Annotated in this window: 16 protein-coding genes; 10 read left to right on the forward strand and 6 right to left on the reverse strand. The window is 74.0% G+C overall.

Going from position 1 to position 20778, the window contains the following annotated elements; translation table 11 throughout:
* The first annotated feature begins 162 nt into the window (after positions 1–162).
* The 4 genes from FHR36_RS10510 (at position 163) to FHR36_RS10525 (ending at position 3950) form a co-directional block, all read left to right on the forward strand.
* Positions 163–828 (forward strand): DUF4097 family beta strand repeat-containing protein, encoded by a 666-nt coding sequence (locus FHR36_RS10510; RefSeq protein ID WP_253795907.1) that lies wholly within the window; start codon positions 163–165, stop codon positions 826–828.
* Positions 829–916: 88 nt separating this feature from the next.
* Positions 917–1729: an alpha/beta fold hydrolase gene (locus FHR36_RS10515; RefSeq protein ID WP_253795909.1), complete on the forward strand. Its 813-nt coding sequence runs from the start codon at positions 917–919 to the stop codon at positions 1727–1729.
* 122 nt (positions 1730–1851) lie between these two features.
* The gene (locus tag FHR36_RS10520; RefSeq protein ID WP_253796736.1) at positions 1852–3075 is read left to right on the forward strand and encodes a PP2C family protein-serine/threonine phosphatase; all 1224 of its coding nucleotides are present in this window, start codon (positions 1852–1854) and stop codon (positions 3073–3075) included.
* Positions 3076–3236: 161 nt separating this feature from the next.
* Positions 3237–3950 (forward strand): hypothetical protein, encoded by a 714-nt coding sequence (locus tag FHR36_RS10525; RefSeq protein ID WP_253795911.1) that lies wholly within the window; start codon positions 3237–3239, stop codon positions 3948–3950.
* Between the two features lie 43 nt (positions 3951–3993).
* On the opposite strand, the gene FHR36_RS10530 is transcribed toward FHR36_RS10525, so the two are convergent.
* Entirely contained in the window at positions 3994–6693 is a 2700-nt protein-coding gene (locus tag FHR36_RS10530) for a SpoIIE family protein phosphatase (RefSeq protein ID WP_253795913.1), read from the reverse strand.
* Between the two features lie 159 nt (positions 6694–6852).
* On the opposite strand from FHR36_RS10530, the gene FHR36_RS10535 reads away from it, so the two are divergent.
* The 3 genes from FHR36_RS10535 (at position 6853) to FHR36_RS10545 (ending at position 10825) form a co-directional block, all read left to right on the forward strand.
* On the forward strand, positions 6853–9189 hold the full coding sequence (locus tag FHR36_RS10535) for an ATP-binding protein (RefSeq protein WP_253795915.1): 2337 nt from the start codon (positions 6853–6855) through the stop codon (positions 9187–9189).
* 80 nt (positions 9190–9269) lie between these two features.
* Positions 9270–9689 carry a GntR family transcriptional regulator gene (locus FHR36_RS10540; RefSeq protein WP_253795917.1) on the forward strand — a complete coding sequence of 140 codons (420 nt, stop codon included), beginning with the start codon at positions 9270–9272 and terminating at the stop codon, positions 9687–9689.
* A gap of 2 nt (positions 9690–9691) precedes the next feature.
* A complete protein-coding gene (locus tag FHR36_RS10545; RefSeq protein WP_253795920.1) occupies positions 9692–10825 on the forward strand; it encodes a DUF1648 domain-containing protein in 1134 nt (377 codons plus the stop codon).
* Between the two features lie 13 nt (positions 10826–10838).
* On the opposite strand, the gene pstS is transcribed toward FHR36_RS10545, so the two are convergent.
* Entirely contained in the window at positions 10839–11966 is a 1128-nt protein-coding gene (gene pstS, locus FHR36_RS10550) for a phosphate ABC transporter substrate-binding protein PstS (RefSeq protein WP_253795922.1), read from the reverse strand.
* A gap of 219 nt (positions 11967–12185) precedes the next feature.
* Between pstS and FHR36_RS10555 the strand changes: the two genes are divergently transcribed.
* Complete coding sequence (locus tag FHR36_RS10555; RefSeq protein ID WP_253796737.1) at positions 12186–13442, forward strand: SLC13 family permease; 1257 nt, start codon at positions 12186–12188, stop codon at positions 13440–13442.
* Positions 13443–13561: 119 nt separating this feature from the next.
* The gene (locus tag FHR36_RS10560) at positions 13562–13786 is read left to right on the forward strand and encodes a hypothetical protein (protein ID WP_253795924.1); all 225 of its coding nucleotides are present in this window, start codon (positions 13562–13564) and stop codon (positions 13784–13786) included.
* Positions 13787–13788: 2 nt separating this feature from the next.
* Here FHR36_RS10560 and FHR36_RS10565 read toward each other — a convergent pair whose 3' ends face one another.
* Positions 13789–14970: a permease gene (locus FHR36_RS10565; RefSeq protein ID WP_253795926.1), complete on the reverse strand. Its 1182-nt coding sequence runs from the start codon at positions 14968–14970 to the stop codon at positions 13789–13791.
* A 114-nt stretch (positions 14971–15084) separates the two neighbouring features.
* Between FHR36_RS10565 and FHR36_RS10570 the strand changes: the two genes are divergently transcribed.
* On the forward strand, positions 15085–15633 hold the full coding sequence (locus tag FHR36_RS10570) for a nucleotidyltransferase domain-containing protein (protein WP_253795928.1): 549 nt from the start codon (positions 15085–15087) through the stop codon (positions 15631–15633).
* A gap of 18 nt (positions 15634–15651) precedes the next feature.
* On the opposite strand, the gene FHR36_RS10575 is transcribed toward FHR36_RS10570, so the two are convergent.
* The 3 genes from FHR36_RS10575 to ligA form a co-directional block, all read right to left on the reverse strand.
* Positions 15652–16788 carry a PP2C family protein-serine/threonine phosphatase gene (locus FHR36_RS10575; protein ID WP_253795930.1) on the reverse strand — a complete coding sequence of 379 codons (1137 nt, stop codon included), beginning with the start codon at positions 16786–16788 and terminating at the stop codon, positions 15652–15654.
* Positions 16789–16836: 48 nt separating this feature from the next.
* Positions 16837–18471 carry a serine/threonine-protein kinase gene (locus FHR36_RS10580; protein ID WP_253795931.1) on the reverse strand — a complete coding sequence of 545 codons (1635 nt, stop codon included), beginning with the start codon at positions 18469–18471 and terminating at the stop codon, positions 16837–16839.
* Positions 18472–18642: 171 nt separating this feature from the next.
* Complete coding sequence (gene ligA, locus FHR36_RS10585; RefSeq protein WP_253795932.1) at positions 18643–20730, reverse strand: NAD-dependent DNA ligase LigA; 2088 nt, start codon at positions 20728–20730, stop codon at positions 18643–18645.
* Positions 20731–20778 lie beyond the last annotated feature (48 nt).

The following is a 20778-nucleotide window of genomic DNA, read 5'->3' on the forward strand; positions in this document are numbered from 1 at the left end:
GTGTCGGCGACTGACGTTGCGTTATCTGACAGGGCGTTGCAACGAAATCCCCTCATTGACCTGCATTTTCAATGTTCTTCGGCAACAGGCATGTTGTCGAGTTGTGGAAAGCAACGTAGCGTTTCACTCATCGGAAAACGCCAGCGAGCACCGGAGAACACCATGCAGAAGTTCCTCACCACCGCCCCGATCACCGCCGTCCTGGACATCCCCGCCGGCCGCGTCCAGCTCATCGCCGCCGACCGCGCCGACACCACGGTCGAGGTGCGGCCGGCCGACCCCGGGAAGAACCGCGACGTCCGCACCGCCGAGCAGACCACCGTCGAGCTGACGGACGGCGTCCTGCAGATCCGGACCGCCGGGGCCGAGAACCGGCTCCTCGGCCCCTCCGGATCCGTCGAGGTCACCGTCAAGCTGCCCGCCGGCTCGCACGTCGAGGCCACGACCGGGAGCTGCGAGCTGCGCGGCGTCGGCCGCCTCGGCGACGTGGCCTTCGACGGCGCCTACCGCCAGACCAAGATCGACGAGGCGGCGAGCGTCCGCCTCACCGCCGTCGACGGCGACGTCGAGATCGGCCGACTGGGCGGCCCGGCCGAGATCAGCACCACCCGGGGCGACATCCGGATCACCGAGGCCCTCGGTGGCACCGTCCACCTCACCACCCAGTCCGGCGACATCACCGTCGGCGCCGCCGCGGGCGTCTCGGCCAAGCTCGACGCCCACACCGGTTACGGCCGGATCGGCAACGCCCTGCGCAACGACGGCACCGTCACCCTCGACATCCGCGCCACCACCACCCACGGCGACATCACCGCCCGCAGCCTCTGACCCGGCAGCGAACCCGCGCGGCCGGGCCGCCCACGAGCACGCGGCCCGGCCGGCCGCCCGCACACCCGACACCATCACGGAGAACGCCATGACGAAGAACCCCACAGCCTCGACCACCTCGGCGTGGACCGGCATGGTGCCGGTCGACGACACCGCCCTGGCCGTCACCGACACCGGCGGCCCCGGCATCCCGGTGGTCTACCTCAACGGCCAGTTCGCCACCCAGGGTTACTGGCAACGGGTCATCACCGACCTGGGCACCACCGACTGGCGACACATCACCTACGACGAGCGGGCCCGCGGCCGGAAGTCGAAGACCTCTGCCGACTACTCCTTCGAGGCCGCCGTCCGTGACGTCGACGCCGTCCTCGCCGCCCGGGGCGTGGACCGGGCCCTCGTGGTGGGCTGGTCCTACGGCGCGTTCGTCGCCGCCCACTGGGCGAGCCGCAACCCCGACCGCGCCCTCGGTGCCGTCCTGGTCGAGGGCGCACAACCGCACGACTGGCTCGACGACGCCATGGAACAGCGGATCCGCAAGCAGTTCCGCCAGTGGAGCTGGCTGCTGCCCCTGCTGCGCCCGACCGGCCTGACCCCGCGGATGAACGCCGAGCAGATGGCCGAGTGCAACATCGAACTCGGCAAGGTCGCCCGCGAGCGGGCACTCGGCCCCGTACTGGACGCCATCACCGTCCCGACGCGGTACGTGGTCGCGTCAGGGGCGTCCCTGGGCAGCCGCGGCGACGAACAGGAGGTGATCCGGGCGAGCCTCGGCGCGGTGGCCGCCCGCAACCCGCACATCGAGATCAGCGCGAAGGTCGCCAGCAACCACGACGCGATCCTCAAGAAGGACTTCCGCGCCGTCGCCGACGCCGTGCGCGACGCCGCAGCCGTGGCCGGCTGACCACGCGACGCCGTCCGCCGGCCGCCGATGGGCCGGGAGCGTGACAGCGGGCCATCGGTTCCGCGCTGCGCGGCCCGCCGCTCGTATGGTGAGCGCAGGCGGCAGAGGACGAGGACGTGAGCGTGAGCGAAGCGGCGATCGACTACCGGGCGGTCTTCCACGCGCTGCCGGGCATGGTGGCGCTGCTGACGCCGGAGCTGGTGTACACGGACGCGAACGCGGACTTCCTGCGCCAGTCCGGGCGCAGGCGCGAGGAGTTGATCGGCCGCTACCTCTTCGACGTCTTCCCGGACAACCCCAACGATCCCACCGCCACCGGGTCCAGGAACCTGGAGGCCTCCCTGCGCCGGGTGCTGGCGAGCGGCGAGCGGGACACCATGGCGCTGCAGCGCTACGACGTGGAGTCCCCCGAACGGCCCGGCGAGTGGGAGGAACGGTACTGGAGCCCGATCAACGCCCCGGTCCTGGACGTCGACGGCCGGGTCGTCCTGATGGTGCACCGGGTCGAGGAGGTCACCGAGCTGATCCGCGCCCGCCGCCGGGCGGCCGGGACCAGGTCCCGCGTCCTGGAGGCGGAGCTCTACACCCGCTCCCGGGAACTCCAGGAGGTCAACGAGCGGCTGCGCGAGGCCCACGCCCGGGAACGCGAGGTCGCCCTCGCACTCCAGGACGCCATGCTGCCGGCGCCGAACCTGCTCCACCACCAGGCCGCGGTCCGCTACCAGCCCGCGGTCGGCGCGCTGAACGTCTGCGGCGACTGGTACGACCTCGTCGAACTCCCCGGCGAGCGCATGGCGGTGGCCGTCGGCGACGTGGTCGGGCACGGACTGGCCGCCGCCGGGGTGATGGGCCAGCTGCGCAGCGCGCTCAGCGCCGCCTCCCGGGTCTCGGCCGGACCCGCCCAGGCCCTGGAGGTGGTCGGCCTCTACTCCCGCTCCGTCGAGGGCGCCGAGTCGACCACCGCGGTCTCCGTGCACATCGACTGGACCACCCACACGCTGACGTACAGCAGCGCCGGCCACCTGCCGCCCGCCGTGGTGCGCGCCGGGGGCGAGGTGGTGTTCCTCGACGGCGCCACCGACCCGCCGCTGGGCGCCCGCCCCGAGCACGTGGCCCGCCCGCAGGACCGGCAGACCTTCGCGAGCGGGGACACCCTCGTGCTCTACACCGACGGGCTGATCGAACGCCGCCACGAGGACATCGACGTCGGCCTCGCCCGCCTCGCCCGCTCCCTCGCCGCCCACCGCCGCCTCGCACCGGAGCCGCTGGCCGACGCCCTCCTGCTCGACCTGCTGCCCGCCGCCGGCGCCACCGACGACGCCGCCCTGGTCGTGCTCCGCTTGTAGACCGTCCCGTTCGGACCAGGCCGGGGTGCGGCGCGGTCGGCCCTGGGGGTGATCGCTCGGCGAGCCGATCGGCAGGGGCTCTGCCAGGCTGGGAGCTGTGGCGCAGGCGACGCCGGGCTGCGCCGACGCCGTCCCGCCGGATCGTCGAGGAGGCGGAAGCGATGCCAGCCGAGAAGCCGAAGCCGGGGAATCGCCGGGCCCACTCCGCCGCACTCCGTGCGGAGGAGGCTCGCCGCGAGAAGCGCCGGAAGCTGCTGACCCGCGGGGCGATCGGCCTCGTGATCCTGGCGGCGATCGGCGGGATCGCGACCGTGATCGTGAACAACCAGGGGTCGTCCGGCACGGCGAGCGGGATCCCGTCCCAGCCGCGCCTCACGGCCGAGGGCCGCACCACGCCGCCGCCGTGGCCGGTGCCGAGCGATCCGACGGCCGCGGTGAAGGCTGCCGGGCTGCCGATGCTCGGCGCGGAGGGCACCGCCCTGCACATCCACGCCCACCTGGACGTCATCGCGGACGGCAAGCCGGTGACGGTGCCGGCGCTGATCGGCATCGACGAGGTCCAGCAGCTGGTCAGCCCGCTGCACACCCACGACGAGACCGGCATCATCCACATCGAGTCGCCCAAGCAGGCCGACTTCAGCATGGGCCAGTTCCTGACCCAGTGGCAGGTCTCCGCCTCCGCCGACCACCTGGGCGGACTGAAGACGGACGACACCCACACGCTGACGGCGTACGTCAACGGCAAGGCGGTCAGCGGCAACCCGGCGGCGATCCTCCTCAACGCGCACGACGAGATCGCCCTGGTGTACGGCACGGCGGCCGAGAACGCCTCCGTCACGGTGCCGTCGAGCTACAACTTCCCGAGCGGGCTCTGACCGGACGCCCGGCCGCGAGTCACGCACCGAGGGGGGTGGCGGCTCAGTCGGGTCGGTCGGGAAGGGGCTGCTCGCACCAGATGACCTTGCCGGCGGCGGTGTAGCGGGTACCCCAGCGGTGGGCGAGTTGGGCGACGAGGAAGAGGCCGCGGCCGCCCTCGTCGGTGGTGGCGGCCCAGCGCAGGTGGGGTGCGGTGCTGCTGCCGTCGGAGACCTCGCAGACCAGGCCGGTGTCGCGGATGAGGCGGACCTTGACGGGGGCGGTGCCGTAGCGGATGGCGTTGGTGACGAGTTCGCTGAGGATCAGTTCGGTGGCGAAGCCGAGTTCGTCGAGGCCCCATTCGGCGAGGCGCCGGGCGCAGGCGGTGCGCACGGGTGAGACGGCGGACGGGTCCGCCGGGACGTCCCACTCGGCGACCTGCTCGGGAGCCAGCCGGCCGGTGCGGGCGACCAGCAGCGCCGCGTCGTCGGTGGGATTCGGCGCGCGCATGGCCGAGGTGGCGGCCTCGCAGGTCGCGTCCGGGGTGCGGGTCCCGTCGTCGGCCAGGGCGGCGCGCAGGCGCTCCAGACCGTGGTCGATGTCGTGGTCGCGGGTCTCGACCAGGCCGTCGGTGAACAGCACCAGGCGGGAGCCCTCGGCGAGTTTCAGGTCGGTGGTCTCGTACGGGTGGCCGCCGCCGGTCCCGAGCGGCGGTGCGAGGGCGGCGTCCGGGTACTCGGCGGTGCCGTCGGGGTGGACCAGGGCGGGGCCGAGGTGGCCGGCGCGGGCGATGCTGCAGATTCCGGTGACCGGGTCGTAGACGGCGTAGGCGCAGGTGGATCCGGTGATCTCGAGGGCGCCGCACTCCTCGTCGGCCTGGGCGACGAGTTCGTCGAGGCGTCCGAGGACCTCGTCCGGCGGCAGGTCGAGGGCGGAGAAGGTGCGGATGGCGGTGCGCAGCCGGCCCATGGCGACGGCGGCGTTGATGCCGTGGCCGACGACGTCGCCGACCACCAGGGCGGTGCGGAATCCGGGCAGCGGGACGACGTCGAACCAGTCGCCGCCGACCCCGGCGCCGGCCGGCAGGTAGCGGTGGGCCACCTCGAGGGCGGTGCGCCGGGGCACGGTGCGCGGGAGCAGGCTGTGCTGGAGGGCGGCGGCGGCCTGGTGTTCGCGGGTGTAGCGGCGGGCGTTGTCGACGGACACGGCGGCCCGGGCGGCGAGCTCCTCGGCGAGCAGCAGGTCGTCGGCGTCGAACGGGGTGGTGCCCGGCCTGCGGCGGAACTCGACCAGGCCGAGCACCCCGCCGCCGGCCCGCAGCGGGGCCACGATCACCGTGTACGGGCCGGCGTCCGCCGGGTCCGGCCCGGCGGGGGCTGGCCCGGTGCTGCGGACGAGCACGGCGCGGCCGCTGTCGAGGCTGCGCGCCTGCGGGGAGTGCTCGGCGAGCGTGACCGCCGTGCTCGGCTCCGCGCGTCCTCCAGGTGCTCCAGGTGCTCCAGGTGCTTCGCGCAGGGCGGTGCGGCGCAGCTGCCGTCCGCCCGTCGCGGGTTCCTCGCCGCGGGCGACGGACTCGAGCAGGTCGACGGTGACGGTGTCGGCGAAGCGGCCCTCGACGGCGACGTCGGCCAGCTCCTCGCAGGTACGGGTCACCTCCAGGGTGCCGCCGATCCGCAGACCCGCCTGGTACAGCAGCTGCCGGCGCCGTCCGGCGGCCTCGACCCGGCTGGTCAGCTCGTGCAGCTCGGTGGAGTCGCGCAGGGTCACCACGCTGCCGGGCGGCCCGCCGAACGGAGCGGTGGGACGCTTGTTCACCGCCAGCAGCCGGTCGCCCGCCGGATGGATCCCGTCCGTCACCTCCTCCGGCGAGGACAGCAAATCCGCGGTCCCGGCGTCCAGCCCCAGCTCGGCCACCTGCCGTCGTTCGGCGTCCGCCGGCAGGTCGAGCAGCCGCCGCGCCTCGTCGTTGGCGAGCGTCACCCGCCCGTCACCCCCGACGATCACCACCCCCTCCCGCACCGCGTGCAGCACCGCGTCGTGGTGCTCGTACATCCGGCCAAGCTCGCTCGGGCCCAGCCCCCGGGTCTGCCGCCGCAGCCGCCGCCCGGCCAGCCCGGTCGCCACCGCGGCCAGTGCCACCGCGCCCGCCGCGCCGCCGAGCAGCACCGGCAGTTGCGCGCCGACCACCGAGTTGACCCGGCCGACCGTGATGTTCACCGCGACGACGGCCCTGGGCACGCCGTCCGGGCCGAACACCGGCACCGCGGTCGCGATCGAGTGGTAGTGCGGCCTGGGTTCCTGGAGGTCGAAGGTGACGGTGCGGCCCGCGTACAGCTGCGGCACCACGTCCCGCACCACGTTCGGCGGCGCCTGGTAGGGCCGGCCGACGTAGTCGGGGTGCGGTGAGGTGAGCTGGACGAACGCCGGGGTGATCACCACGACGGAGTCGACGCCGGTGGCCCGGCGCACCGCCTCCGCGCGCGGCTGCAGGACGGCCGACGGGCTCGGGCCGTCCAGCGCCTCGACCAGCCCCGGCGCGTGGGCGAACGACTCGGCGACGCCCCGGGTCACCCGCCGGGCGTCGTTCACCGTGCTGGAGCGGGCCTGCAGCACCATCGCGGTCAACGCCGCGCCCACCAGCAGCACCACGATCGCCAACTCGACCAGCAGCACCCGCCCCGCCAGGCTCCGGACGCCGAGCAGCGCGCGGGAGTCGCCCCCGACGCGGCTCGCGAGCCGGCGCACCCGGTAGAGCACGAACATGGCAGGTCCCCGATCTTGACGACTCTGCTGAAGCAGCCGATGACTCCACCCTGTGAGCGGCGGCGCGGGATCGGGACGGAGAAAATACGTATTCGACTACGTATTCTCGGAATGTCGGGATTGGGTCGTTCACGCAGACCACGGAGGGTGTGACCCTGGGTGACGGCAAGGAGCGGTGGGGGAAGGGTCGGCAACCTGCCGACCGATGTCACCAGCTTCGTCGGACGGCGGCGCGAGATCACCGAGGCGAGGCGGCTGCTGGCGTCCTCCCGCCTGCTGACGCTCACCGGCCCCGGCGGCGTCGGCAAGACCCGGCTGGCCCTGCGGGTGGCCGAGGCCGCGCGCCGGAGCTTCCCGGACGGCGTGTGGCTGATCGAACTCGCGGACCTGAGCGACCCGTCGCTGCTCGCCCACACCACCGCGGAGGCGCTGGGCCTGCACGTCGAGACCTCCGGCGACCCGGTCGACCTGGTCATCGACCACCTGGCTGCCCGTACCTCGCTGCTCGTGCTCGACAACTGCGAGCACCTGGTCGAGCCGTGCGCGCTGTTCGTCGCCGACCTGCTGCGCTCCTGCCCCCGGCTGACCGTGCTGGCGACCGGCCGGCAGTCGCTCGGCGTCTACGGGGAGAGCATCCAGCTGGTGCCCCCGCTGCCGGTGCCCGATCCGGACGGCGAACTCTCCACGGAGGTGCTGGCCCGGTACGACTCGGTGGTGCTGTTCGCCGAGCGGGCCCGCGCGGTGCTGCCCGGCTTCGACCCGGGCGCCGCCGACCCGCAGGTGCTGGCCCGGCTGTGCCGCGAACTCGACGGCATCCCGCTGGCGATCGAGCTGGCGGCGGTCTGGCTGCGGGCGCTGTCGCTCGGCCAGCTGGAGGAGCGGGTCGCCGAGCGCTACCGTCTGCTCACCACCGGCCCGCGCAGCGCGCCGACCCGGCAGCGGACCCTGCGGGCGCTGATCGACTGGAGCCACGACCTGTGCTCCCGGCCCGAGCAACTGCTCTGGGCTCGGGCCTCGGTGTTCTCCGGCGGGTTCGACCTGGAGGCCGTCGAGGCGGTCGGCGGCGGTGAGGGGGTGGCGGCCGAGGAGATCCCGGACCTGGTCCGCTCCCTGGTCGACAAGTCGATCCTGATCCGGGAGGAGCAGGGCGGCGCCGTCCGCTACCGGATGCTGGAGACGGTCCGCGAGTACGGCCAGGAGCGGCTGGCCGCGGCCGGTGAGGACCCGGCGGTCCGGCGCCGCCACCGCGACTGGTACGCGGACCTGATCGCCCGGTTCGAGGCGGAGTGGATCGGCTCGGAGCAGGAGGCCTGGCTGGCGCGCCTGCAGCACGAGCACGCCAACCTCCGGGAGGCGCTGCGCTTCTGCCTCGACCGGCCGGAGGAGGCCGTGGTCGCCCTGCGGATGGCCACCGAGATCGACGAGTACTGGAGCATCCGCGGCATCAACACCGAGGCGCGCTACTGGCTCGACCGGGCCCTGGCCGCCTCCCCGGAGCCCAGCCGGGAACGCGTCTCGGCCCTGTGCCTGAACGCCTGGTACGCCCTGCTCCAGGGCGACACCAAGGCCGCGCTGCCGCTGCTGGCCGAGGCGGAGGAGCTGATCGACGCGGTCGGCGGCGGGGGCCGGGCCGCCTTCGTCGCCCAGGTGCGGGGGATGGCCGCACTGTTCTCCGGCGACCTGGACCGGGCGGCGGTCCTGCTCGGCGAGGCGCTGGACACGTTCCGGGAGGGCCGCCCGCGCGGCGAGCTGTTCGCACTCTCGATGCTCGGCCTGGCCGAGGGGCTCCGAGGCGAACGGGCGCGCGGCCTCGCCCACTTGGAGGAGTGCCTGACCCTGGCGGGCCGGCGGGGCGAGGTGTACTGGCGCTCCTGGGCCCTGTGGGCGCTCGCCTTCCTGGAGCTCGGCCACGACCTGGACCGGGCGGAGGCCGCCGCCAAGGAGGCCCTGGCGGTGCACGGCCGGATGCAGAGCAAGCTCGGGGCCGGGTTCACCCTGGAGACCCTCGCCTGGGTGAGCGCCCGGCAGGGGCGCGGAGCGCGGGCCGCCACGCTGTTCGGGGCGGTCGCCGCGGCGTGGCGCCAGATGGGCGCCACGCCGGACGGCTTCCTCCCGGTCGCGGCCGCCCACCGGCACCACGTGGCGCTGGTCCGCGAGGCGCTCGGTGGGGAGCGCTTCGAAACCGCCTTCCGGCAGGGCGAGCGGATGACCGCGCCGCGCGCGCTCGACTACGCCCTGGAGACGCCGGGAGCGGCGAAGCCGGAACCGCGGGCGTCCGGCCCCCGGTCGCCGCTGACGCCCCGGGAGCGGCAGGTCGCCGAGCTGCTCGCCGAGGGGCTCTCCAACAAGGAGATCGCCGCCCGGCTGGTGGTCTCGACCCGGACCGCCGAGACCCATGTCGACCACATCCTGAGCAAGCTCGGCCTCACCTCGCGCGCCCAGGTCGCCGCCTGGTCCGCCGCGCACGACCCGGCGCCGAGTCCGGCGGCCGACTGACACCGGGTGCCACCGGCCTTGCCGTCCGCCCGCTATCTGTTCTATAAGTACTAGAGCAGATAGCGATGGGCGGAGTCGGTGTGATCCTGAACCTTGATCTGAGCAGCGAGACCCCGATCTACCAGCAGATCCGGGACCAGGTGGTGACGGCCGTCGCCGCCGGGGAGCTCGCCGAGGGCAGCCCGCTGCCCTCGACCCGCCAGCTGGCGGGCGACCTCGGCATCAACTTCCACACCGTCAACAAGGCCTACGACCTGCTGCGTCGCGAAGGACTGCTGCTGCTCAACCGCAAGAGCGGGGCGGTGGTCCGGCGCGACGCCCGAACCGGTCCGCCCGAGCCCGGCTTCGCCGAGGAGTGGGGAGCGCGGCTGCGCACCCTGCTCGCCGAGGCGGTGGCCCAGGGCCTGGACGGCCCCGCCGTCCTCGCGGCCTGCGGGGCGACGCTGGACGGGTTCGGGGACGAGCGGGCGCACACATCTACCGAGGGGGAACCGCAGTGAACGTGGCGGTGGTGGTTTCCGGGGCACTCGTCCCCGGGTTCGTGCTGGTGCTGTCCTGGCTGATGCCGTCGTTGACCCCGCCGGACCTGCAGTTCGGCGTCCGGATCCCGGCGGCGCGGCGACAGGAGGCGGTGATCGCCGACCAGCTGCGGTCCTACCGGCGGTGGCTGGCCGCCTGGGGCGCCGCCGTCCTGGTGGCCGGCTGCGCCCTGGCCCTCGCGGTCGGCGACCGCAACGGGGGAGCGGCCGTCGCGGCCGCCCTCCTCCCGGCGCTCGCCGCCCTCGCCGTCACCCTGGCCGGCTACGTCCGGGCCCGCCGGGTGATCCTCGCGGCCAAGCGGGCCGGCGGCTGGTACGACGGACTGCGCCAGGGCGTGGCGGCCGACACCTCGCTGCGGACCGGACCGCGGCCCTTCCCGTGGCTGTGGGCGCTGCCGCCGGTCCTGCTGACCGCGGCGACGGCGGTGATCGGCGCGGTCCGCTACGACGCCATGCCGCAGCGCCTGCCGATGCACTTCGGCGGGGACGGCACGGTCGACCGGTTCGCGGAGAAGTCCTTCGCCGCCGCCTTCACGCCCGTCCTCAGCCAACTCGGCCTGACCGTCCTGATCCTGGCCGTGGTGTGGGCCGTCCAGCGCGGGCGGGCCGACCTCGACCCGGCCCGCCCGACGACCAGCGCGGCGCGCCACCGCCGGTACGTCGCCCGGCTCGGCGCAGCCCTGCTGGTGATGGCCGCCTCCGTCGACCTGTCGATGCTGCTGGCCGCGCTCAAGATCTGGAGCGGCGCCCGGACCGTCCCGCCCGTGCCGCTGCTGGCGCCGGTGGTGTTCGGGCTCGCGGTGGTCACCGTGGTCGCCGTCCGCACCGGGCAGGGCGGCACCCGGCTGCGGGGCGGCGCGGCCGACGGGACGGACGGGCCGGACGAGGCCGCCGAGCCGGACACCGGCCTGGTCCACGCCGACGACGACCGTCACTGGCGGGCCGGCGGCACCGTCTACGTCAACCGGCAGGACCCGGCCATGCTCGTCCCCAAGCGCTTCGGCATCGGCTGGACGGTCAACCTCGGCAATCCGCGGGCGGTGCTGCTGCTCGCCCTGGTCGCCGCCCTGGTCGTGGTGCTCTCGCTGGCCGGCTGACGGCGCCGAGGCGTCAGGACAGGGTGGGGATCACGTTCTTCACCTGGGAGGTGATCGCCGAGGGGAGCGGGACGTACCCCTGCGAGCCGATGGCCTGCTGGGCGGAGTCGCTGCTGGTGTACGCGAGGAAGGACTTGAGCGCGTCCAGGGTGGCGGCCTTGTTGCCCTTGTCGCAGACGATCTCGTAGGTGACCAGCACCAGCGGGTACGCGCCCTCGTCCTGGGTGGCGTAGTTGAGGTTGAGGGCCAGGTCGTTGCCCGTCCCGGCGGGCTGGGCCTTGGCGATGGTGGTGGCCGCGTTGGCGGCGGTGGCGTCGACCGGCTTGGACGCGCCGGTGGCGATCGCGGCGCTCTTCAGGCCGTTGGTCTGCGCGAAGGACAGCTCGACGTAGCCGATCGAGTTCTTCACCTGCTTGACCTGGGCGGCCACGCCGGCCGAGCCGTTGGCGGACTGCCCGCCCTTGCCCGCCCAGGTCTTGGACGCCGGGTACGGCCAGGTGCCGTTGGAGGCCACCGCCAGGTAGCCGGTCAGGTTGGCGGTGGTGCCCGAGTCGTCGGAGCGGTGGACGGACTGGATGTCGGCGTCCGGCAGCGCGACTCCGGGGTTGAGCGCGGTGATCGCCGGGTCGTTCCACTTGGTGATCTCGGAGTTGAAGATCTTGGCGATGGTCTGGCCGTTCAGCACCAGGTGGTCCACCCCGTCGATGTTGTACACGACCGAGATCAGGCCGCCGACCATCGGGAGGTCGATGCCCTGGCCGCCCGTGCAGACCTGCTTGGACGCGTCGATCTCGCTCTGCTTGAGCGCGGCGTCCGATCCGGCGAAGGCGACCTTGCCCTGGTTGAACTGCTGGATGCCCGCACCCGAGCCGCCACCGCCGTAGGTGACCGTGATGCTCGGGCAGCCCGAGCTGAACGCGGCCTTCCAGACGTCCATCGCGTTCGCCTGCGCGGTCGAACCCGCGCCCAGCAGCTGACCGGAGCCGTGGCAGGCGACGAAGGCGGCGGTCACCTCGCCGGACGGCGAGGACGTACCGGAGGTGCCGGACTCCGAGCCGCAGCCGGTGGCGGACGCCAGCACGGCGAGCACGGCGGCGCCGCCGGAGAGGGTACGGAGGAGGGGGGAGGGCCGACGGGACATCAGGGGACTCCTGCGGGAAGGGGGGCCACGGCCGACGCGGTCATCATGGCCGAGGCCCTCGCGGCCGGTGCCGACGACATGCCGCCGCCGCCCGGTCGGAGTACCGCCTCGGTCACGGCACGGCACGGTTCGGGGCAGGCCGTGGGGCGGCGCGACGGCCGGGCGGCACGTCTGGTTCGATCAAGGGGCGCCATCGCCATCGCACCTCTGGAGCAGGTCCTGAACACGATCCAAGCCGAGACCCTGTCGGCCGTCCTGCTGCTCGTGGTGCTGGTCTGCGCCGTGGTCCGGCCTTGGGGGTGGCCCGAGGCGGTGGCCGCGGTGCCGGCCGCGGGGATCGTGATCGCCACCGGTGCCATCACCCCGGCGCACGCCGCCGAGGAGGCCCAGCGGCTCGGACCGGTGATCGGCTTCCTCGCCGCGGTGCTGGTCCTCGCCAAACTGTGCGACGACGAGGGACTGTTCCACGCCTGCGGAGCCTGGATGGCCCGCACCTCGGCCGGCCGGCCCCGCCGCCTGCTGGCGCAGGTGTTCGTCGTGGCCTCGGTGGTCACCGCGGTGCTCAGCCTGGACGCCACCGTGGTGCTGCTCACCCCGGTGGTGTTCGCCACCGCCGCCCGGCTCGGCGCCCGCCCGAAACCCCACCTGTACGCCTGCGCCCACCTGTCGAACACCGCCTCACTGCTGCTGCCGGTCTCCAACCTGACCAACCTGCTGGCGTTCGAGGCCAGCGGCCTGGCCTTCACCCGGTTCGCCGCGCTGATGACCCTGCCCTGGCTCGCCGCGATCGGCGTCGAGTACCTGGTGCTGCGCCGCTTCTTCGCCGCCGACCTGGACGCGGACGCCCCGGCGCCGGACGGCGACGTCCCGCCGGAGATGCCGCTGTTCGCCCTGGTGACGGTGGCGGCGACGCTGGCCGGGTTCGTCCTCACCTCGGCGCTCGGCATCTCCCCGGCCTGGGCGGCGCTGGCCGGCGCCCTGGTGCTCGCCGTCCGGGCGCTCGTCGACCGGCGGACCACCCCGACCGCCATCGTGCGGTCCGCCGCCCTGCCGTTCCTCGCCTTCGTGCTCGGGCTCGGCATCGTGGTCCGGGCCGTGGTCGACAACGGGCTCGCCGCCGGCCTCGCCCACCTCGTCCCGCACGGCACCTCGCTGCCCGCCCTGCTCGGCCTGGCCGCGCTCGCCGCCGTCCTCGCCAACGTCATCAACAACCTGCCCGCGACGCTCGTCCTGGTCCCGCTCGCCGCCCCCGCCGGAGCCGGCGCGGTGCTGGCGGTGCTGATCGGCGTCAACATCGGCCCCAACCTCACGTACGCCGGGTCGCTCGCCACCCTGCTGTGGCGCCGGATCGTCCGGGAGGAGGGCACCGAGGTGCGACTCGGCGAGTTCACCCGGCTCGGCCTGCTCACGGTGCCCGGGACCCTGGTGGTCGCCGTGCTCGGCCTGTGGGTGTCGCTGCAGGTCATCGGCGTCTGAGCGGCCGGCTCCCGTACGGTGTCGGGCGGGTCGGGCGGGTCGGGTGGCCGTGGTCAAAGCCCTGGCAAAGATCCGCGAGCCGCGGGTCACCGCTTCGGACCGGCGTCGTTAGACCGCCCGTGATCGACACCGACGTACTCGCAACAGTGCAGCTCGCCGCCATGGTCTGCGTCTGCGGCGCCGCCAGGACCAGCTGTCCCGACTGCACCGGCACGGGGTACCAGCCGCACACCCGGCCCCGCACCGACTGCCCGACCTGCCTCGGGATCGGCGCCAGCCGCTCCCACGACTGGGAGTGCCCCGGCCTGCACGTCACCCTCGGCGCGGGCGGTCCCCACGGGTAGCGCTACGGGTGGTGGGCGGCGTGGTCCGCGGTCGGAGCGGCCGGGGGCGGGGCGCCGCCCATCATCCGGAGCATCCCGCGGCCGCCCGTGCGCAGGAAGCGGACCACCAGGGCGGCCGCCACCAGCAGGAAGAGGATGTTGAGCCAGGCGGTGTAGTCCCAGGACACGCCCTCGGTGGGCACCTCGGCGTCGGCCTGGTCCGGGATCAGACCGAGCGCGCCGAACAGGATCTCCACCACGTACCCCGCCGCGACCACCGCCGTGTAGAAGGTCGCGAGGATGAAGAGCATCATCCGGCGGCCGTAGTAGTTCCGGTAGATGTGCAGGATCGGCAGGATCAGCAGGTCGGCGAAGATGAACGAGATCACGCCGCCGAAGCTGATGCCGCCCTTCCAGAGCACCACCGCCAGCGGCACGTTGCCGATCGAGCAGACGAACGAGGCGATCGCGACCAGCGGGCCGATCAGCGGTCCCCAGATCTTCGAGGCGAGCGGGTGGCCCTCCAGGAAGAGCGCCTGCCAGAACGAGTCCGGTACCCAGGCGGCGATGGCGCCGGCGATCAGCAGACCGGCCACCAGGTCCTTCCAGATCGCCGCCCACTCCATCACGAAGACGTGCGAGGTCGACGTCAGACCGGCCGGCGAGAACAGGCGGCGCCGGAAGCCGCCCTCGCCCGCCACCGACATGTCCATCGCGGCGTGCCCCTCCATCGACCCGGCCACCCCGCGTTCCGCCTGCGCGCGGGCCCGCTCCAGCAGCCGGGCACGCAGGAAGAGGCGGAACAGCACCGCCAGGACGACGATCATGACCGGCCCGCCGACGAACTCCGCGACGGTGAACTGCCAGCCCATCAACAGCGCCAGGATCACGCCGAGTTCGACCACCAGATTGGTCGAGGCGATCTCGAACGCCATCGCGGCGGTGAAGTCCGCGCCCTTGCGGAACAGCGAACGGGCCAGCGCCACGGCCGCGTACGAGCACGAGGACGACGCCGCGCCGAGCAGCGCCGCGACGCCCAGCGTGCGCGGCCGGTCGTCCCCCAGCAGCCCGGCGACGGTCGACTTGCGCACCACCGCCTGGACGATCGCCGACAGCAGGAACCCCAGGATCAGCGCCCAGGTGATCTCCCAGGTCATCGACCCGGTGATGGACAGGGCGTGCAGGACCGCGTCGACGGCGGACATGGTCTCAGGCTCCCTTGCGCTGGACGTCACCGACTGCATCATCGTGCCCACCCGACCCGAATCCACGCAGGCACGAACGGAGGACCCCGGCCCACGAGCCTCGCGGCCGACACCGTGCACAGCGTCCACCTCTGCGGCTCGACCGCGCTCGGCGACTACCGGCACGGCAGCAGTGACGTCGACCTGCTGACTCTGACGACCCGTCCGCTGACCGACGACGAGCTGACGTCCCTGGAACGGATGCACCGGGAGATCCGGCGCGACGCGCAGCCGCACACCGACGCCGTGTACATCCCGCTCCCGACGGGGGCGCCGCACCCGGACGACCGGTGGGAGGGCCAGGCCTACGTCGTCAGCGATGAGTTCCACCGCGGACACGACCGGCAGGAGCCGGTGATCCGGGCAACGCTCGCCCAGTACGGGAGGACCCTGCGCGGGCCCGCGGCCCGGTCGCTGGGCGCCACGCCGGACGCCGCCGCCCTTCGGGCGTGGAACCGGGCGAACCTCGAGGAGTACTGGCGGGTCCAGGCCGGCCGGCTGCGGGCCGCGCTCACCGGGCCGGAGGCGGACCGCACGGTCGGTGCGTACGGGAACGCCGACCTGCTCGCGTTGTGCGACCTGGTCGACGAGGTCTGCGACGCCGCGCTGGGGCCGGACGTCTGAGCGGGCCGGCCCGGCGGCTCAGTGGGGGGTCGGGTCGGGGAGCGGAGGGGTCTCGGTGCGGCGGATGGCGATGACGGCGGCGTCGTCGCCGAGGCGGTGGCCGACGTGGGCGAGCAGGTCGCGGTGGAGGTGGTGGACCAGGCTCTCGGGGGTGCAGCGGGTCCAGCGGGCGGCGCGCTCGGCGAGGGGGTAGAAGTTGCCCGCGCGGTCGCGGGCCTCGGTCACCCCGTCGGTGTAGAGCAGCAGCGTCGCGCCCTCCTCGAACGGGAAGGTGTCGCACGGGTAGTGGCCGTCGCCGAGGCCGTGCACGCCGAGCGGCGGCGCGCTCGGTCCGAGGTCGACCGGTACCGCCTGCCCGTCCAGGAGCAGGAGCGGCGGGGGGTGGCCGCAGTTGGTCAGGTGGGCGAGGCCCTCGCCGTCGGGGAGGTCGAGCAGCAGCGCGGTGATGAAGTGCTCGGGGGTGTCGCCCCCCACCTCGGCGAAGTCGACCAGGTAGCGGCCCACGTTGCGGTCCAGGGTGGCGGCGAGGTCGGGCAGCTGCCGGTACTGCGGGGCGATCAGCCGGAAGGCGCTGACCAGCAGCGCCGACTCGCCGACCGCCGCCAGTCCCTTGCCCCGGACGTCGCCGATGATCATGCGGGTGGAGCTGCCCGCCCGGGTGGCGGTGTACAGGTCGCCGCCGATCTGCGTCTCGTCGTCGGCGGCGAGGTAGAGGGTGGCGATCTGCAGCGGGCCGATCTGTTCGGGCAGCGGGCGCAGCAGGGCTCGCTGGGCGGCCTCGGCGACCGACTGGGCGCGGGCCAGCTGCTTGGCGCGGTGCTCGCGGACCGCGGTGAAGGCGACGATCAGCGCCGAGAGCACGGTCAGGGCGGCGATCTGGGCGAGGTGGTTGCTGGTGGTGAGGCCGCCGTGCAGTCCGGCGATCAGCACTTGGGCGAGGACGGCCAGGGCGCCGATCAGGCCGGCCAGCAGCGGGCCGCCGAAGGAGGCGGTGAGGGCGGGCGCGATCACCAGCAGCGGTCCGAGGTGGATCGAGGTGGGCGAGCGCAGGTCGATCACCACGATCACGACGATCAGGGCGAGCGGGATCAGCACCAGCGCCGTCTTCCGCCGCCAGGGCTCCTCGTTGTGGAGTGCGGGAGCGCGGAAACCCATGTCCCTACTGTGCGCCAGTGGGGGCGGGGGCGCATGGGTGGAGGGCGGTCATTTCCTCGCCAGATCGCCGGAGTAGCCGCCCACGGTCAGGTGGAGGCTGCCGTCGGCGTTGCGGGAGTAGACCTGTTCGTGCGGGTCGGCGACGCAGCCGGTGAGCACGCTCATCGGGCGGGTCTTGAGGATCATGCGGTCGGTGCCGGCGGAGACCAGGTTGGCCAGCGAGTCGCAGAAGCGGGTGCCGGCGCCGGTGTTGTTGTGGATGGAGCCGACCGCCTCGCCCTTCTGACCCTGGGTGACGGTGATGGTGAAGTCCGCGTCGACGGTCGACTGCTGGTTGGAGAGGCGGCCCTGCCAGGTGCCGATGAACGTGGCGGGCACCGTACCGCCGAGTGTCTGCGGGATGGGGGAGGCGGAGGCGGAGTCCTGTTCGGGTGTCGCCGAGGCCGGGTCGGTGGCGGCGGTGGTGCGGTTGTGGTTGGCCGGCTTCCCCTTGTTGGCGTTGGTGCTGTGGTCGGTCGACAGGTACACGCTTGCACCGGCCACCACGGCGGCCAGCACGACGGCGGCGACCAGGGTGACCCGCAGGGTGCCGGGCCGCAGCGGGGCGGGGGCGGTGGTGACCGCGCTCGCGCCGGTGGGCTGCGGGTCGGGCGGGGGCAGAGGCAGCGGCTGGGGCTGAGGCGGGGCGTGCGGCGTCGGGGTGGCCGTGACGGTGGGTTGGTGGCCCGGCGCCGGCGGGACGGCCTTGCCATCGGTGGGTGCTTCGTTAGCGAACGGCCCGGTGGTGGTGGGAGGAACGGCGGAGGCCTCGGTGTCAAGGTCGAGCAGTTCGACCGCCAGGCGGGCCAGCGAGCCGGCGATCCCGGCGGGCAGCCAGTCACGCTCGGTCAGCCGCCCGGCCGCCGCCGGGTCGTCGGCCGCCAGCTGCTCGCGGATCCGCTCCGGGGTGGGGCGCTGCGCCGGGTCCTTGGCGAGGCAGGCGGTGACGAGGGCACGCAGCCCGTCGTCGAGCCCGCCGAGGTCCGGCTCCTCGTGCAGGACCCGGTACAGCAGGACGGGCGTGGACACGCCTGCGCCGTAGGGCGCGACGCCGGTGGCGGCGTACGCGAGCACCGCGCCGAGCGAGAACACGTCCGAGGCGGGGCCGGCGCTCTGCCCCTCGGCCTGCTCGGGGGAGAGGTAGCCGGGCGAGCCGACCACGTAGCCGGAGCGGGTGAGCGAGGTGGCGGCGTCCAGGGCCCGGCTGATGCCGAAGTCGATGAGCCGCGGGCCGTCCAGGGCCAGCAGGACGTTCGACGGTTTGACGTCGCGGTGGACCAGGCCGAGGCCGTGGACCGCCGCCAGCGCCTCGGCCAGGCCGATTCCGAGCGAGCGGACGGTGGCGGCCGGCAGCGGCCCGAACTCGCGGACCGCCGCGCCGAGCGCGGGCCCGGCGACGTAGCCGGTGGCCACCCAGGGCTGCTCGCCGTCGGTGTCCGCGTCCAGCACCGGGGCGGTCCAGCGGCCGCCGACCCGGCGGGCGGCCGCGACCTCCTGGCGGAAGCGCAGCCGGAACTCCGGGTCGGCGGCGAAGTGCGGGTGGACCGTCTTCACCGCCACCGTGCGCCCGCCGGTGGTCCGGCCCAGGAAGACCTGGCCCATCCCGCCCGCGCCGAGCCTGCGGAGCAGGCGGTACTCGCCCACCTGCCGAGGGTCCGCGGACCCGAGTGCCTCCACGCTGCCGTTCCTCTCGCCTGCCCGAAGCGGTGCCCGAAGCCGGGCCGAGGCCGTGCCGAAGCCGTGCCGTCTCCACGGCAGACGGTAGCGGCCGCCGGGGCGGTTCCGGTCCGAAGATCGGTAATCCCGATCGGGACCTCAGACGAGCAGCTCGCCGACCAGGGCGGAGAACTCCTCCGGCGAGAGGATCCGGATGCCCAGCTCCTCCGCCTTGGCCCGCTTGGAGCCGGCCTTCTCGCCGGCCACCAGCAGGGTGGTCCGCTTGGAGACCGAGGAGGACGCCTTGCCGCCGGCGCGCTCGATCAGCTCGTTCATCTCGTTGCGGGAGAGCGCCGCGAGCGGGCCGGTCATGCTGCCGGTGACCACCACGGCCTCGCCCGTGAGCGGCCCGCCCGCGCGCTCCCCGGCCTCGGCGGCGGACGCATCGTCGGTTCCTGCGGTTCCGGCGGTTCCGGCGGGACCAGCGGTTCCGGAGACGGGGGCGGCCGGCTCGGTCTCGGCGGTGCCGACGTTCTGGGCGATCAGCTTCTCCAGCACCGGGGCGAGTTCGGCGAGCTCCGCCACGACGACCCGGGCCTTCTCGGTGCCGATGCCGTCGACCTCGGCGAGCCGCTCGGCGTCGGCGGCCCGGATCGCGGCCATCGACCCGAAGTGCGCGGCGATCCGCCGCGACATCGTCCGGCCGGTGCCGCGGACGCCCAGCGCGCAGAAGACCCGGTTGAGCGGACGGCTGCGGGCCGTCTCGATCGCGGCGAGGAGCTTGTCGGTGCTGGTCTCGCCCATCCGCTCCAGCCCGAGCAACTGCTCGCGGGTGAGCGTGAACAGGTCGGCGACGTCGGTCACCAGACCGGCCTCCACCAGCTGCACCGCCCGGGTGCCGCCGAGGCCCTCGATGTCGAGTTGGTCGCGGCCGACCGCGTACCGGATGCTGGCCACCGCCTGGCAGTTGCGGCCGCGGACGCAGCGCCAGCGCTGCTCGCTGGCATCGATCGCGTCCCCGCAGCGCGGGCACGCCTCGGGGAAGACGATCGGCCGCTCCTCGCCGGTGCGCTGGTCGGCCAGCGGCGCCTCGACGCGCGGGATCACGTCGCCGGCGCGGTAGACGAACACCTGGTCGCCGAGCATCAGGCCGCGGCGGGTGATGTCGGCCGGGTTGTGCAGGGTCGCGTAGGTGACCGTGACGCCGTCGATGACGACCGGCTCCAGGACGGCGCGCGGGGCGATGATGCCCGTCCGGCCGACGTTCCACTCGACGTCGAGCAGCCGGGTGACCTTGTGCTCGGCGGCGAGCTTGCGGGCGACCGCCCAGCGCGGGGCGCGCGAACCGGAACCGGCCTGGTCCTGGTCGGCCGCCGAGTCCGCCTTGATCACCACACCGTCGATGCCGAACGGCAGCTCGCTGCGCAGCCCCGCGATGGCGTCCACCCGCTGCTGCACCTCCTCGACGGTGGCGCAGCGGGCCGGGTGGGCCGCGGTGGTGGCGGCGGTGTTGGCGCCGAGAGCGGCGATCCGCTCCAGCAGTGCGGTGTGGCCGAGCGCGGCGTCCAGGCCGATGGCGTCGTACGCGAAGAAGGTCAGCTCGATCCGGTACGGCCGGTCCTTGGCGCGCAGGGTGCCGGCGGCGCCGCTGCGCGGGTGGGCGAACGGGGTGTGCTCGTGCGCGATCCGGACCTGGTTGGCGTGGTCGAACTGCTCCTGGGTGAGCAGCACCTCGCCGCGCAGCTCGACATCCAGCGGCTCGGCGAGCCGCTCGGGCATGCCGAGGACGGCGTCGACCGCGTGCGTGATGTCCTCGCCGGCCAGGCCGTCACCGCGGGTGATCAGCTGCTGCAGCCGACCGGCCCGGTACCGGGCGGCGACCGCCAGACCGTCCAGCTTGGGCTCCACGCACCACGCCTCGATCGGGCGGCCCAGCCGGCGCTCCAGGCCCTCGGCCCAGGACGCCAGCTCCTCGGCGGAGAAGACGTTGTCCAGCGAGAGCATCGGCACGCTGTGCGGGACGTCGCCGGTCACGGCGCCGCCGGCCACCTTGCCGGTGGGCGAGTCGGGCAGCACCTCCTGCGGGTGCTCCCGCTCGTACGCCTCGATGGCGCGCAGCAGGGCGTCGTACTCGTCGTCGCCGAGCGGCGTACTGCCGTCGGCGTAGTAGGCGGCGGACGCCTGCACGGCGGTCGCGACGGCGTCGGCGTAGGCGGCGGGGGAGACCAGGGCGGCTTCGTCCTTCATGCCTCCATCATCCCGACCTGCACTGACAATCCGCTCGCACGGGTGAGC

It is taken from the genome of Kitasatospora cinereorecta, assembly GCF_024172095.1.
GTDB classification, from domain to species: domain Bacteria; phylum Actinomycetota; class Actinomycetes; order Streptomycetales; family Streptomycetaceae; genus Kitasatospora; species Kitasatospora cinereorecta.

What these genes read in the sequence shown, in the direction of transcription:
- FHR36_RS10575 (WP_253795930.1), bottom strand. Translation starts at nt 16,788, where the DNA reads ATGGGTTTCCGCGCTCCCGCACTCCACAACGAGGAGCCCTGGCGGCGG.
- FHR36_RS10515 (WP_253795909.1), top strand. Translation starts at nt 917, where the DNA reads ATGACGAAGAACCCCACAGCCTCGACCACCTCGGCGTGGACCGGCATG.
- pstS (WP_253795922.1), bottom strand. Translation starts at nt 11,966, where the DNA reads ATGTCCCGTCGGCCCTCCCCCCTCCTCCGTACCCTCTCCGGCGGCGCC.
- FHR36_RS10530 (WP_253795913.1), bottom strand. Translation starts at nt 6,693, where the DNA reads ATGTTCGTGCTCTACCGGGTGCGCCGGCTCGCGAGCCGCGTCGGGGGC.
- FHR36_RS10510 (WP_253795907.1), top strand. Translation starts at nt 163, where the DNA reads ATGCAGAAGTTCCTCACCACCGCCCCGATCACCGCCGTCCTGGACATC.
- FHR36_RS10565 (WP_253795926.1), bottom strand. Translation starts at nt 14,970, where the DNA reads ATGTCCGCCGTCGACGCGGTCCTGCACGCCCTGTCCATCACCGGGTCG.
- ligA (WP_253795932.1), bottom strand. Translation starts at nt 20,730, where the DNA reads ATGAAGGACGAAGCCGCCCTGGTCTCCCCCGCCGCCTACGCCGACGCC.
- FHR36_RS10525 (WP_253795911.1), top strand. Translation starts at nt 3,237, where the DNA reads ATGCCAGCCGAGAAGCCGAAGCCGGGGAATCGCCGGGCCCACTCCGCC.